The following is a 14,549-nucleotide window of genomic DNA, read 5'->3' as shown; positions in this document are numbered from 1 at the left end:
TGTTATCACATTGAAAACTTTATTTATGCTATTGATCAACAGCGCGCACAATGCGCAATTAATTTACAGTATAAAAATAAGGTATTCATATATGCGACAATTAAAAAAACTGGCAATCGCGGTTTCAGCAGCTCTGGTAGCTGGCTCGGTGCTAGCTGCACCGCAACAAGCTGCTGATGATTCTATTCTGGTCGTATTTAAACCCGGGGTTGGTAAAGCCGAGCGTATGAGCGTTATGCAGCGTGCTGGTGTATCTTTGCGCGAACTAGATGCTGAAGGCCGGGATATTCGTATGCAGCATATCGCTGATGGTCGAATCGCCAAAGTCAAATTGCCATCAGGCGTCCATCGTGATCATATGATCAAAAAACTTGCGCAACATCCCGCTATTGAAATCGCTGAACCCAACTATCTGGTACAGCCATTAACACAACCTGATGATCCTCGTTTTAATGAGTTGTGGGGCTTAAGTAATACAGGACAAAGTGGTGGCACCGTCGGTGCCGATATCAGTGCGTTGGATGCATGGCAAGTTACTACCGGTAGCCACGATATTGTCATTGGTGTGATTGATTCGGGAATGGATTACAACCATCCGGATCTTATTGCCAACCGTTGGGAAAATGATGGCAGCTACCCAGGTCATCAATTTGGTTGGTCAACACTGAATCCTGATGGTGATCCAATGGATAGTGGCAGCCATGGTACCCATGTTGCCGGTACTATTGGTGCTTCAGGTAATAATGGTATTGGTGTTACTGGTGTTAGCTGGAATGTCACATTGATCCCTTGCCAGTTTTTGGGTCCAACTGGCGGTTCAACCGCTGGCGCCATTGAATGTATCAGCTATTTTACTGACCTAAAAACAAACCATGGTGTTGATGTCAAAGCCACCAATAACTCCTGGGGCGGAGGCGGATTTTCTGAGGCATTAAAACTAGCCATTGAAGATGGTGGTGATGCAGGGATTCTCTTCATTGCAGCATCCGGTAATGATGGGAACAACGCCGATGTAGCACCTATGTACCCTGCGGCTTATGATTCAGATATCATTGTCTCTGTAGCTTCAACCGATCGTAACGACAACATGTCAGGTTTCTCGAACTATGGCCTCGTTAGTGTTGATCTCGGAGCCCCTGGTTCAGCCATTTTATCCACAGTGCCTGGTGCCGGCTATTCTACCTTTTCAGGCACCTCAATGGCCGCCCCACATGTTGCGGGTGCCGCTGCACTGGTCTGGTCTTTAGATCCCAGCATTCCAGCGTTAGAAATGAAAGACATTCTGATGGAGTCAGGTGATCCTTTAGATGGCCTGGAAGGCATGACCGTATCAGGGAAGCGCCTGAATGTCGCGACTGCGTTGGAAGAAGCTGACCCGGCTCCTGGTTTCAGAATGAGCCTGGACCCACGCAATCAACAAATCATCGCTGGTGAACAAACCGAGTATACACTGGAGTTCAGTTCAGTTGCTGGCTGGAACGATGAAATTACCCTCAGCCTTGACAGCACGCCTGAATTTGCTGGCGCCACGCTATCAAGCACCGTTGCCTTTCCTGGTGATGTGATTAGTTTGCTGATAGACAGCGATGCTGAAACCCCATGGGGTACATACCAAATGGTGGTTAATGCTACAGATTCAGCATCTGGTGAGTTGGTCCGTGAAGTCACCGCTGGTCTGACCGTCATTCCACAAGGCTTAGTCGATTTCCCGTATGAAAATACCACCCCAGTTGCCATTCCTGATAATGATAGTTCAGGCATTGAGAGCATCATTTCGGTTGGCCAAGATGGCCATGTTTTTGGTGTTGAAGTCGGCGTGAATATTACCCACACTTGGCGTGGCGATCTCATTGTTTCACTGACTTCACCTGAAGGCACCGAACATGTCTTGCATAACCGGACCGGTGGCAGTGCTGACGATTTGATTGAAAGCTGGACACTAGACAGCTTTAACGGCGAAGCTATGCAAGGCGACTGGACTCTATTTGTTTCGGATAATGCCGCACTAGATACCGGAACCCTGAATAGTTGGGATCTCACTATTACGGCCTTGTCTGATGGCGATATTGTTGATCCTGACCCTTCAGCACCTGAAGCTGACTTTAGCTACAGTGCCTCCGGTTTGCTGGTGAACTTCACTGATATGTCGACTGATGATGACGATGACATTGTTAGCTGGAGCTGGAATTTCGGTGATGGTATAAGCTCTACTGAGCAAAGCCCAAGTCATAGTTACAATGCTGCGGGTAGCTACAATGTAAGCCTGACGGTTGAAGACAGTACAGGCCTATCGGATACGGTCGCGAAAACGGTCACAGTATCGGATGCGGTCAGCTCTATTGACTTATGGGTCCAGCGGGCACAACAAGCACGTACAGGCTCCAGTATTGTCGATTTGCGTTGGTCAGGGGCTGAAAGCCAACTTGATCTGTACCGTGATGGTGTCAAAGTAGCTACCATCGATAACAATGGTCGTTACCGTGATCGCTTTAATACTAGCGCTGATATGGTGGTGTATCAATTATGCGCTGAAGGCACCGATATCTGCTCGGCAGAGGTCGTTGCACAATTCTAATGTGCCAGGTGCTTTGAAGAGGCGACCTACGGGTCGCCTTTTTTATTTGTTCGTAACTTGCTATCTTACATACAGCCCCACTTTACAGGATATCACCGTGCTGCAGCAGTTCAACGCGATTGAAACCCACTTAAATCAAGTCATCCTTGGCAAACCACAACAAATTAAACTAGCACTTTGTTGTTTACTGGCCAAAGGTCATCTTCTACTGGAAGATTTGCCAGGTATGGGGAAAACCACACTGGCCCATGCCCTTGCCAATAGCTTGAGCTTGTCGTACCGACGAGTGCAGTTTACCAGTGATTTATTGCCTGGTGATTTGCTGGGGATGACCATCTACGATACACGATCACATCAATTCAGTTTCAAACCTGGCCCTGTTTTCAGCCACTTATTGCTGGCAGATGAAATCAATCGCGCCAGCCCTAAAACGCAAAGTGCCTTGCTCGAAGCAATGGAAGAACAGCAAGTCTCGATCGATGGGGAGACACACGCACTTCCAAAGCCGTTTTTTGTCATCGCTACCCAAAACCCATTGGATCAATCAGGCACGTCAGCGTTACCTGAATCCCAATTGGATCGGTTTTTAATGCGTGTATCTCTCGGCTTCCCCAGCCGAGCTGCAGAATTTGAGTTACTGGACTCTGATCGTGGTCAATCTCGTTTAGAGTTATTAAGTGACACTTTAAGTATTGAGCAATTAATGCATTTACAACAACAAGTGCCTAACGTGACAGCTGCAGAGCCATTATTACATTATATTCTCGATCTGGTCGGCCATAGCCGACAACACCCCGATATGCTGCCTTTATCACCGCGTGCCGCTAAAGCGCTGCTGCAAGCAGCAAAATCATGGGCCTTATTGCATCAACGAAATTATGTGACTGCTGAAGATGTGCAAGCGGTATTCCCCAGTGTGGCAGAACATCGCTTGGCGCCTAAGTCGCATGCCGCAGATGCTCGCTGGAGTGCGTTACTACTCAAGGAAACACCTTGTCAGCTTTGAACTGGTTAAAAACTCAAATGAAAACCAGATTCTGGCAACGGCTCGATCGTTGGCTGCTAAAGCGCCATCCTAAGCCAGAATGCTATCAATTTAATCACAGCACCCTATTGGTATTCCCTAGCCGATATGGCTTTTGGTTTCTGTTGTTATTGCTGTTGCTGTATTTGCTTGGAACCAACTATCAGAATAATCTCGTACTGTTGCTAGCTTACCTGTTGCTTTCAATTTTCTTAGTGACCATCTGGCTCGCTTGGAAAAACCTATCCGGGCTAAGCGTTCAATTAACAAGCAAACAAAGTACGTTTTGTGGTACGCCACTCCAACTCCAATTGAAATGCAGCAGCTCCCATCCTGTGGTTGCATTGGATTTTATCTGCGAGCAGCAAAAAGTCACCTTTAATGGCACTTCAGAAAAATGCCAGCTTACCCTACCCGTAGTAAGACGTGGCTGCTTCCCTTTACCACGAATTCAATTAATCAGCTATTTTCCATTTGGCTTAATACGTTGCTGGAGCTATTTGCCAAGCCAAGGAGAATACTGGGTTTTCCCCACGCCACTCGAACCTCGCCAACAAGCAAATCAAATTGAGGCTGAGCAAGATGGTCAACAGCAGCCTCAATTACCTGATCAGTTAAAACTATACCAAAGTGGCGATAGCGTTCGACATTTGTATTGGAAACGGCTGGCCCGGCAACCTCATGCTCCTGTAGTAAGAGCCGCAGAACAGCAGATCACCCCGGATCCACGTTGGGTTGTCATCCCTGAGCTAAAAGGCCCGGCTCTGGAACAAGCGTTATCTGAAGCCTGCCATCAAATGCTGCACTTAGAGCAAGCTGGTATCAGCTATGGCCTGAAGACCCCAGGCAGCCAGATCGCGCTGGGATCTGGTGCACTGCATTTGCAGCAATGCTTGCAAAGGTTAGCCTTATGCTAAACCTGCATTTCCAACGTCATGCTGCACTACTTCAGCTTGCGCTGTTGCTTCTGCTATGGCCAGCCTTATCATTATGGAGTTTCCTGCTGTTGCTTGGTTTCATCAGCTTTGCGGCATTGCAATCCTTTGACAAAGTACCAAAACTAAGCCTAAAAACTGCCAACATTGTTGCCGCCCTCACGGCAACCTTATTTGTGCTATCCATCCGTCAATTTGGTGCCATGCATTTTTTAATGCATATTCTGTTGCTGTCTGCTTTATTGCGTTTATTGGCCTTACGCCATCATGGTGAGGCGCAACAACTGGTGTGGGTGCATTACTTCATTATTGGTTGCAGTTTTTTATTTCATCAGTCGATGACGCTTGCCTTCGTTATTTTAAGCACAGTTGCAGCGAATCTGCACTTGCATTATTTATTGTTCAGCCCTGAGCCTGTGCCATGGAAACGATTAAGCCGAACGACGCCCTATTTACTCTGGATCATTCCCGTTTGGCTTGGATTATTCCTGTTATTTCCACGACTTTCCCCACTATGGCAACTGCCCTCGTCCCAACAAGCCATTAGTGGCCTTGCCAACGACATTGAACCGGGTAGCATTGAACAGCTGGTGCAAAGCGACGCAACCGCATTCAGAGTCAGCTTTGATAACGGTGTTCCGCCACCACAGTCTCAGCGATATTGGCGGGCAAAAGTATTTGAACAATTTGATGGAAGACGTTGGTCCGTGGAACGTGACTTCTCTAAGCGCTCACTTCGCCAATCCGATCCTGCGACATCAGCTGTAGAGAGCATAAGTTACCAAATCATTGCTGAAGCCAGTTATCAGCAAAGTTTATTTAGTCTGGCAACGCCCACTCAGGTAGATAGCTCTATAGAGTCCTTACCCGCTGGGCTGGTGCAAGCAAAACGTCCGGTCACACAACGCATCAGCTATCGGCTTAGCAGTCAACTAAGAGGGGTCATGAGCACCGATCAGAGGGAATCTGAGTTGAATCAAGTGATTGGCGAGCATAACCCACAAAGCTACCGTTTTGCTCAACAGCTTAGTCAGCGGTACCCAGAGCCACACCATTTTGCTGAGGCGGTGCTCGACCATTTTCGCCAACAAGCCTTTTACTACACATTAAACCCACCACGGCTTGGCGCTCAGAGTGTTGACGACTTCTTATTCAATACACGATCCGGTTTTTGTGGCCACTATGCCTCAGCCACGGCGCTTTTGCTGCGACAAGCTGGCATTCCGGCTAGAGTGGTTGGAGGCTACCAAGGTGGTTTATGGTATCCAGAGCAAAACTACTTATTGGTACGCCAACGTGATGCCCACGCCTGGGTCGAGTATTTGGTAGAAGAGCAATGGCATCAGCTGGATCCTACTGCAGCTATCGCGCCTGAACGAGTTTTATCTGGCCTTGATGAGTCATTGAGTGATGCCGATAGGTTGTCATTGTCATCGCCATGGTTGGCTTCAGTTCCATTATTGAATCAGGTGCGATTGCAGTTACTGCATCTTGATTACTACTGGTCGGTATGGGTGCTTGGCTTTAATCAACAACGCCAAACCGCGTTATGGCAATCGCTGTATAACGCATGGCGTGACTATGGTCGTACAGGGCTCTATGTAGTGGCTGGTTTGCTAGCTCTATTGTGCATGGCCGGGTTATGGTACCTCTACCGACTGAAAACAAAAACAGGAAGCTATCAACTCATGCTGCGTTTTATTCCTGCCTTGCGCTATAAACCTGAGGGTATGCCTGTCAGCCAAGCCTTGGCTCGGTTGGCTCAGTCGAACCCAGCACTGGCCAGTGAGCTTAATAGCACCAATCAGTTATACCAGCAATGGGTCTTTGCCAGTGACCAACAGGCACGCACAGAGCTTTTTCATCGACTGAAAACAAAGCATAAAACATGGAAGCGTTTGCAGTTACCGGATGGTTTTCAGCCATAAAAAAACGCCAGACAACTGGCGTTTTTAAGCTCAACTGACAGCTTTTTACTGTCACTTCAGTAATTTAAAACTCACGACTATTCTGCAAAGCCGCAATGCGCTTCTCAAGTGGTGGATGCGTCATAAACAGCTCAGACTTTTTACCGCCACCTGCGATACCAAAAGCCATCATATTGCCTTCCAGCCGGCTTTCATGATTGTGCTGTAACCGCTGCAATGCAGCAACCATCTTGTTCGGGCCTTCCAATCTTGCCGCACCTGCATCGGCCCGGTATTCACGCTGACGTGAAAACCACATCACGATAATACTGGCAAGAAAACCAAAAACAATTTCAAGCACAATGACGATGCCAAAATAGGCCAAAGTACCTAGCTGCTGATTATTTTGGCGGATAATGCCAGCAATGAAACGTGCCAGAAAGATTACAAAAGTATTCACTACGCCTTGAATCAGCGTCAACGTCACCATATCGCCATTAGCGATGTGTGACACCTCGTGTGCCAACACAGCTTCAACTTCATCTTCGCGCATATTTCGCAGCAAACCAGTACTTACAGCGACTAACGCATCATTGCGCTTCATGCCAGTTGCAAAGGCATTCATTTCCGGAGAGTCGTAAATAGCCACTTCCGGCATACCTATGCCAGCTTTACGAGCTTGGCGGGCAACCGTATCCATCAACCACTTTTCAGTGGCATTCTTTGGCTGCTCTATCACCACCGCGCGGGTCGAGCGCTTGGCCATCCACTTGGACATCGCCAGTGAAATAAAAGAACCGCCAAAGCCAAAAATGGCAGCAAACACCAACAAGCCACCAATACTGGAGCTATCAATGCCAAATACCGAGAAAATAACACTTAGTGCAATACTTAATACCACCAATACCGCTAAGTTGGTCGCTAGAAACAACAGCACTCTTTTCATATCAGACCTCTTTAAGGAACTTATGGACTTACCTAGTGCATACTATATGGGCTCAAGCTTAATTATCAATGAACAAGCTCAATTTAATGTGTAAGCAAAACTTACATCATGAGTGGGCAGTGTTAGTGGCTCGGGATAATAGCCTGGTAGATAGAGTTAGCACTGATTATAGAACCATCAAGTTGCTTGACTCAATTGGAGAACAGCAGACGCCAACTTCAGATTGATCGACTCAGGGATCTCGCCATCGATGCAATAAGGCACAACACCAAGGCATGGGGCAGCAATACGTTGCTGCAAATCATCAATATTTTCTTGCAGCAAAGCCATGTCTGGGTCGACACAATTGCCCACCCACCCCAACAAAGGCACCCCACTTCGTTTAATTTCTCGTACCGTTAACATGGCGTGATTTAAACAGCCAAGCTTGACCCCTACCACCAGCAGAACGGGTAGCTGCTGCTTGATCACCCAATCAGCCAGATAGCGCTCAGATGAGATGGGCAATAACCAGCCACCAGCTCCTTCCACTAACAGATAATCTGCCTTATAGCTCTGCAGCTGTTGAAGATTTTGATCCAATAGTTGCTCATCAATCACTCTCTGGTGACGGGCCGCGGCCAAATGTGGTGCTACCGGTTCAGCAAATAAAATCGGGTTAACCAGTTCATAAGGTAACACCAGATTTGCAGCTTGCTGTAAAATGACTGCATCCTGATTTTTACCGTCCGCTTCAACCCCTGCCGCAATTGGCTTTGCTGCTATACAGTGCTTGCCAGCTTGCGCCAGACCATGCAACAACGCAGTACTTACAAAGGTTTTCCCTGCATCTGTATCGGTTCCCGTCACAAAAAAGCTGTGCATCAGCGTCGGGTTCCTGTCAATACACCAACCTCATAGCTGGCTAGTACCTGCTCATGGGTATCATGCAGCGGATAGGCTGCATTCAAGCGTTGCCAGTATTGTTTCCCTGTCAGTCCTTTTGACGTTTTACCCACCACATAGTTGGCACCCAGTGATTTCAATTCACGAGCCAGAGCCAACACATCTGGATAGGGCAATGGCATGCTGTGAGTTTGTAAGTGCCACTCAATATCAGGACTAGCGGACTTCAAACGTTCAAGTAGCACATCGGCCGGTAAAAAATCATTCACATGTGGTCGGGCATCTAACTGCTGAAAAGCCTGTTTCAACTCGCGTAAGGTTCCATCAAGTAAGGTGGTGAGGACCAGACTGGCTCCGGGTTTGCACACCCGGGCCAATTCACGACTAACCTGGTCAGGCTGAGGGCACCACTGCAACATTAGGTTTGAAAATACACCGTCGACGCTGGCATCTGCCAAAGGCAATTCCGCTGCATCTGCTCGGATATAATGAGCAGCCAGCTGTTGTTGTTTCGCTTTGTCGAGCATACCTTGACTCAGATCAACGGCCAGCAGCGATTGGCAGCGTATCGTCAGCTCAGGGTGCAACCAGCCAGGACCACAGCCCAGATCAAGCAACTGTCCAGCCAGATAGTCAGGTAATAGTTCCAGTGCCGCGTAACCAGTTTGCTGTTGTAATCGAGCGGCTGCAAAATAGCTATCTGAGGCTTTGCTAAAATGATCAGCCACAGCCTGAAATTGAGCAGACATCAATACAGCTCCTTCAACGATTGGACTAAAAAGAGGATATCCTCTGGCTGATGCGAACTGCTCAAAGCGATACGCAACCGGGCTTTACCGTGGGGAACCGTTGGTGGGCGTATTGGCGTCAACCAGATACCACGGCTCTTTAGTTGTTGACTTAATTGCACCGTCTTCACGGTATCACCAATCAGCAAGGGTTGAATCGCAGTTGCCGAAGTCATTACCGGTAATTCGGCTTCACTTGCCCATTGACGAAAGGATGCAATATTGTGCTGCAACTTATCACGGCGCCAGTGATCTGCCTGACAACAACGAATCGCTGCCAACACCCCCCAGCAGAGTGCTGGTGATAATGCCGTACTGTAAATATAATGACGGGCGAACTGTCGCAAGTAATCGATAACGGTGTTTGAACCCGCGATAAAGGCACCAGAGCCCCCCAGCGCTTTACCAAAATTGGCCATCAAGGCATGCAACTGCTTAGGCTCAAGCCCTTGCTGTTGCCAACTTCCCCGCCCCCGCTCACCACAAACACCTAGACCATGGGCATCATCCAGCAATAGCGGAGCCTGAGCTTGCTGGCACAACCGACTCACAGCGACCAAATCCGGGCTGTCTCCATCCATGCTAAAGACACCTTCTGTCACCACCATGCTTTTGCCCACGGGAAGCTGCTCAATAATGCTTTGCAATGACACCAAATCATTATGCAAAAAACGTTTAAACGATCCGGACCGCTGTTGAGCCCCATCAATCAAGGACGCATGGCTCAGTTTATCCAGCAACAGAGTATCGTCGGCATCTGCCAGAGTTTGGATCATGGCGTGATTCGCAGCAAAACCAGACGAAAACAGCAACACCTGATCAAAGCCAAGCCAATCACAGAGCGCCTCTGTTAGTGCCTGATGCGCATAATGATACCCGGTCACAAGCGGCGAACCGGTACTGCCTAAACCAAAACGGCGAAGCCCCTCTTCACTGGCTTTTAGCACATCAGGCTCAGCAGCAAGACCAAGGTAATCATTGCCTGAGAAGTTGAGATACTCTTTGCCATCAGCTCGTAAGCGACCTTCCGCTAAAGGTTCGATGCATACCGTATGGCGCAATAACTGCTGATCGGCACGATCCGTTAATGCCTGCCGCAATCGGGCCAGTTGCATCGTTTAGTTCGCAGCGTGATACAAAGGAGTTTCTTGCTGATCTTTAATGGCATCAGCCAAGGCCAGCTCGTGCGCTTCATCCGATACATCATGACGTTGCTCTGGTTTGATACCCAGTTTGGCAAACAATTGCATATCTGCATCAGCTTCCGGGTTGTCCGTAGTAAGTAGCTTATCGCCATAAAAAATAGAGTTCGCGCCAGCCATAAAACATAGTGCCTGCATCTGCTCATTCATACGCGAACGTCCCGCTGATAAGCGAACATGACTGGCTGGCATCATGATACGAGCCACGGCAATAGCGCGAATAAACTCAAACGGGTCCATATCTTCAACATTTTCTAATGGTGTGCCCTGCACTTTTACCAACATGTTGATGGGTACACTTTCTGGGTGCTCAGGCAAATTGGCCAATTGCATCAGCAAGGCAGAACGATCATTGGCACTCTCTCCCATGCCAAGAATGCCACCACAGCATACTTTCATGCCTGCATCCCGCACATGTTGCAGGGTATCTAAGCGGTCTTGATAGGTACGGGTAGTAATGATTTCACCATAAAATTCTGGTGAGGTATCCAGATTATGGTTGTAGTAGTCTAAGCCAGCATCAGCCAGAGTTTCAGCTTGTTCGGTATCGATCATGCCTAAAGTCATGCAGGTTTCTAAGCCCATGGCCTTAACACCACGGACCATCTCAATCAGATATGGCATATCCCGCTGTTTCGGATTGCTCCAGGCCGCGCCCATGCAAAAACGAGTAGCACCCTTGTCTTTGGCGGCTTTAGCTTGAGTCAGTACCTTTTCCACTTCAATTAAGCGTTCACGTTCAAGGCCGGTGTTGTAGTGGCCACTTTGCGGGCAATACTTACAGTCTTCGGCACAAGCACCTGTTTTAATGGATAATAAGGTACTCACTTGCACCTCATTCGGCGTGAAATGCTGGCGATGAACCGTTTGCGCCTGAAAAACCAAATCATTAAAAGGTAACGTAAATAAAGCGTTGACTTGATCCAGCGTCCAGTTGTGACGAATTGAAGAGGACATCGGTATTCCCATTTGAGTTGTGATAAAAGCTATTTTTCGCTAGTCTAGCCGCCAGTGCTGACTTGTCAATCTGTATTCCACCTTTAACTTTACTAGCGGTTAATTTATGAGCATCGATTTAGCGTTTGATAGAGAGCATATCTGGCATCCATACACTTCGATGCTAAACCCATTGCCGGTGTACCCGGTGGTGGCAGCTGAAGGCTGCGAATTGATTCTGGAGAACGGACAGCGTTTGGTCGATGGCACTGCATCCTGGTGGTCAGCCGTCCATGGTTATCGCCATCCTGAACTGGACAAGGCTGTTACCGAACAATTGCAGCACATGGCCCATGTGATGTTTGGCGGTATTACCCATCCTCAGGCTATTGAGCTCTGTAAGCAACTAATTGACATCACGCCAGCATCACTGAGTAAAGTATTTCTGGCAGATAGCGGCTCCATTGCGGTTGAAGTGGCGCTTAAAATAGCACTGCAGTATTGGCAGGGTGTAGGACAAGCAGATAAAACCGAACTGATCAGTGTACGCAAGGGCTATCATGGCGATACCTTTGCCACCATGGCGGTGTGTGACCCGGTCGATAGCATGCACAGCATGTTTCAGCGCTTACTGCCACAGCATCATTTTTTACCCGCACCGGATTGCCCCTTTCATCAGCCTTATCAGGCCAACAGCATTGAACCACTGCGACAACTGCTGCAAGAGCGCCACACGAAGATTGCCGCTTTGATCATCGAGCCTGTGGTACAAGGTTATGGTGGTATGCGCTTTTACCACCCTGAATATCTAAAGGCCTGCCGTCAGTTATGCGATGAATACGATGTGCTGTTAATTGCAGATGAAATTGCCACTGGTTTCGGACGTACCGGCAAGTTATTCGCCTGTGAACATGCAGACGTTGCCCCCGATATTATGTGCTTGGGTAAAGCCTTAACTGGTGGCTATATGACCATGGCTGCCACCTTATGCAGTGATAAGCTGGCGATTGGTGTCAGTCAAAGCGAGGCTGGCGGCTTGATGCATGGCCCAACGTTTATGGCCAACCCATTGGCCTGTGCAGTGGCCAACGCCAGCGTACGGTTGATCCGGCAAAATCACTGGCCCGAGCAGGTAGCAGCCATTGAGGCTCAATTAACGCATGAATTAGCGCCTTGCAGGCTGGGCCAGGGCGTAAGTGATGTACGAGTGCTTGGAGCCATCGGCGTTATTGAAATGACGGAACCGGTTCAGGTCGCAGCATTGCAACAGTTGTTTGTCGAGCAAGGCGTTTGGATCCGGCCATTTAATCACTTAATTTATATCATGCCTCCCTTTACCATCAGCTCAGAACAGCTTACCAAGCTAACCGCGGCAATGCGTTTAGCCGTGGGTGCGGCCTGAGCACTGGAAACAGATAAGTATCAAACAATGGCAGTTAAAGGCGCATCAAATAGAGTACCAAGGCAATAGACGTCAATAACAATAGCACCAGATTAAAGTGCAGCCGATCTTCTTTGCGTCGAGCTCTCAATCGGTTAAACACCAAGCTAACGCCACTAAGTCCTGCCGTAACCCATAGCAGGTAGTGCAACCAAAGGGTAAGTTGTGGATGCCAATCTTGCCTGATGTCTAATTGCCAATACCTTACCAAACCAGTATCCAGCTCAGGTCGGGCATAATGAATAAGCACAATAGCAACAATAAAAACCAGCCACGCAAGAATTGCCATCCAGCTAAACAATTGGCGGATTAAATCTGGTCCATGTCTGCGATCATTTTTAAAAGCACCATGTTCTGTCAAAGCGCTATTCCTTTGAAGTTTTTACTTGTGTTCATCGCCTGCGTCAGTATCATTACATCTCTTGATCCATTCGCCAAGTTTTCCAGATTTAAAACGGAGCCATTAGCATGTCACATGCTGTTATACATGATGTTCTTGCCGGTCGTTACGCCGAAGGTGAAACGGTTACGGTCAAAGGCTGGGTTCGCACCAAGCGTGACTCCAAAGCCGGTATTTCTTTTGTTGCTGTTCATGACGGCAGTTGTTTTGATGCGGTCCAAGCCGTGGTTCCGGCTGAGTTGTCTAATTATGAGAATGAAGTCAAACGCCTGACCACTGCTTGCTCGGTAATTGTAACTGGTACCATTGCCCGCTCTGAAGGCAAAGGCCAGCAATTTGAGATTCAGGCAACAGAGGTTGAAGTAGTTGGCTGGGTTGAAAATCCTGATACCTACCCTATGGCACCCAAGCGCCACTCGATGGAATATCTGCGCGAATTTGCTCATCTGCGACCGCGAACCAACATCAATGGTGCAGTCACTCGTGTACGCAACTGTCTGGCTCAAGCTATTCATCGCTTCTTTCATGAGCGCGGCTTTAACTGGATCAGCACCCCGATTATTACCGCTTCAGATTCTGAGGGCGCTGGAGAAATGTTTCGGGTCAGTACGCTGGATCTGGAAAACCTGCCACGTACTGAACAAGGCAAGGTCGATTACTCGCAAGATTTCTTTGCCAAAGAAACCTTTTTAACGGTTTCAGGCCAGCTGAATGTCGAAAGCTTTTGCTGTGCTTTATCGAAGGTCTATACCTTTGGCCCTACCTTCCGTGCAGAAAACTCCAATACCAGTCGTCATTTGGCTGAATTCTGGATGATAGAGCCTGAAGTGGCTTTTGCCGATTTAGCTGATATCGCTCAGTTGGCAGAAGATATGCTGAAATATGTATTTCAAGCGGTACTTACCGAGCGTGCCGACGATATGGCCTTTTTTGCTGAGCGGGTTGATCAAGATGCAATACAACGCCTGCAAAAAATGATTGATTCAAGCTTCGTGCGAATGGACTACACCGATGCCATCGAGATTTTGAAAAGCAGCGGAAAAACCTTCAACTACCCTGTTGAGTGGGGTATTGATTTGCAATCAGAGCATGAACGTTATTTAGCCGAAGAGCATGTAGGTGCACCGGTGATATTGCAAAATTACCCGAAGGACATCAAGGCCTTTTACATGCGACTGAATGACGATGGCAAAACTGTGGCAGCCATGGACGTATTGGCTCCTGGGATCGGTGAAATTATCGGCGGAAGCCAGCGCGAGGAACGACTGGACAATCTGGACCAGCGTTTACTCGATATGGGCTTGGATAAAGAAGATTATGGCTGGTATCGCGACTTGCGTCGTTTTGGTACGGTGCCCCACTCCGGCTTTGGTTTAGGCTTTGAGCGACTGGTCAGTTATGTCACAGGTATCGGTAACGTCCGCGATGTGATTGCCTTCCCCAGAACACCTGGCAGTGCAGACTTTTAATCGTAGTCTCACCTTCGCTGTGATACAAAAAACCGCTCAAA

12 protein-coding genes are annotated in these 14,549 nt (G+C 48.2%); 6 read left to right on the top strand and 6 right to left on the bottom strand.

What is annotated here, in order from left to right; translation table 11 throughout:
* The first annotated feature begins 91 nt into the window (after positions 1–91).
* The 4 genes from Q3O60_RS14640 (at position 92) to Q3O60_RS14625 (ending at position 6,462) form a co-directional block, all read left to right on the top strand.
* Positions 92–2,575, top strand: a complete 2,484-nt coding sequence (locus Q3O60_RS14640; RefSeq protein WP_305894691.1) for a S8 family serine peptidase — start codon at positions 92–94, stop codon at positions 2,573–2,575.
* A gap of 97 nt (positions 2,576–2,672) precedes the next feature.
* Entirely contained in the window at positions 2,673–3,581 is a 909-nt protein-coding gene (locus tag Q3O60_RS14635) for an AAA family ATPase (protein ID WP_305894690.1), read from the top strand.
* On the top strand, positions 3,569–4,516 hold the full coding sequence (locus tag Q3O60_RS14630) for a DUF58 domain-containing protein (RefSeq protein ID WP_305894689.1): 948 nt from the start codon (positions 3,569–3,571) through the stop codon (positions 4,514–4,516). The genes Q3O60_RS14635 and Q3O60_RS14630 overlap by 13 nt, the downstream gene beginning before the upstream one ends.
* Complete coding sequence (locus tag Q3O60_RS14625) at positions 4,510–6,462, top strand: transglutaminase TgpA family protein (protein ID WP_305894688.1); 1,953 nt, start codon at positions 4,510–4,512, stop codon at positions 6,460–6,462. Before Q3O60_RS14630 ends, Q3O60_RS14625 begins: the two co-directional genes overlap by 7 nt.
* 64 nt (positions 6,463–6,526) lie before the next feature.
* Here the strand turns inward: Q3O60_RS14625 and htpX are convergent, their stop codons facing one another.
* The 5 genes from htpX to bioB all read right to left on the bottom strand — a co-directional run bounded on the left by htpX (position 6,527) and on the right by bioB (position 11,219).
* Entirely contained in the window at positions 6,527–7,387 is an 861-nt protein-coding gene (gene htpX, locus Q3O60_RS14620) for a protease HtpX (protein WP_305894687.1), read from the bottom strand.
* Positions 7,388–7,564: 177 nt separating this feature from the next.
* Complete coding sequence (bioD, locus tag Q3O60_RS14615; RefSeq protein ID WP_305894686.1) at positions 7,565–8,251, bottom strand: dethiobiotin synthase; 687 nt, start codon at positions 8,249–8,251, stop codon at positions 7,565–7,567.
* Positions 8,251–9,021 (bottom strand): methyltransferase domain-containing protein, encoded by a 771-nt coding sequence (locus Q3O60_RS14610; protein WP_305894685.1) that lies wholly within the window; start codon positions 9,019–9,021, stop codon positions 8,251–8,253. Before Q3O60_RS14610 ends, bioD begins: the two co-directional genes overlap by 1 nt.
* On the bottom strand, positions 9,021–10,175 hold the full coding sequence (locus tag Q3O60_RS14605; protein ID WP_305894684.1) for an aminotransferase class I/II-fold pyridoxal phosphate-dependent enzyme: 1,155 nt from the start codon (positions 10,173–10,175) through the stop codon (positions 9,021–9,023). Before Q3O60_RS14605 ends, Q3O60_RS14610 begins: the two co-directional genes overlap by 1 nt.
* Before the next feature lie 3 nt (positions 10,176–10,178).
* The gene (bioB, locus tag Q3O60_RS14600) at positions 10,179–11,219 is read right to left on the bottom strand and encodes a biotin synthase BioB (RefSeq protein WP_305894683.1); all 1,041 of its coding nucleotides are present in this window, start codon (positions 11,217–11,219) and stop codon (positions 10,179–10,181) included.
* 106 nt (positions 11,220–11,325) lie between these two features.
* On the opposite strand from bioB, the gene bioA reads away from it, so the two are divergent.
* Positions 11,326–12,600, top strand: a complete 1,275-nt coding sequence (gene bioA / locus Q3O60_RS14595; protein WP_305894682.1) for an adenosylmethionine--8-amino-7-oxononanoate transaminase — start codon at positions 11,326–11,328, stop codon at positions 12,598–12,600.
* A 34-nt stretch (positions 12,601–12,634) separates the two neighbouring features.
* Here the strand turns inward: bioA and Q3O60_RS14590 are convergent, their stop codons facing one another.
* Positions 12,635–13,000 carry a hypothetical protein gene (locus Q3O60_RS14590; protein ID WP_305894681.1) on the bottom strand — a complete coding sequence of 122 codons (366 nt, stop codon included), beginning with the start codon at positions 12,998–13,000 and terminating at the stop codon, positions 12,635–12,637.
* 107 nt (positions 13,001–13,107) lie between these two features.
* Between Q3O60_RS14590 and asnS the strand changes: the two genes are divergently transcribed.
* The gene (gene asnS / locus Q3O60_RS14585) at positions 13,108–14,508 is read left to right on the top strand and encodes an asparagine--tRNA ligase (protein ID WP_305894680.1); all 1,401 of its coding nucleotides are present in this window, start codon (positions 13,108–13,110) and stop codon (positions 14,506–14,508) included.
* Positions 14,509–14,549 lie beyond the last annotated feature (41 nt).

Source organism: Alkalimonas collagenimarina, assembly GCF_030717845.1.
Taxonomy (GTDB): Bacteria; Pseudomonadota; Gammaproteobacteria; order Enterobacterales; family Alteromonadaceae; genus Alkalimonas; species Alkalimonas collagenimarina.
Note: the sequence above shows the minus strand (reverse complement) of the source record. Positions and strands in the feature narration are given on the sequence as shown.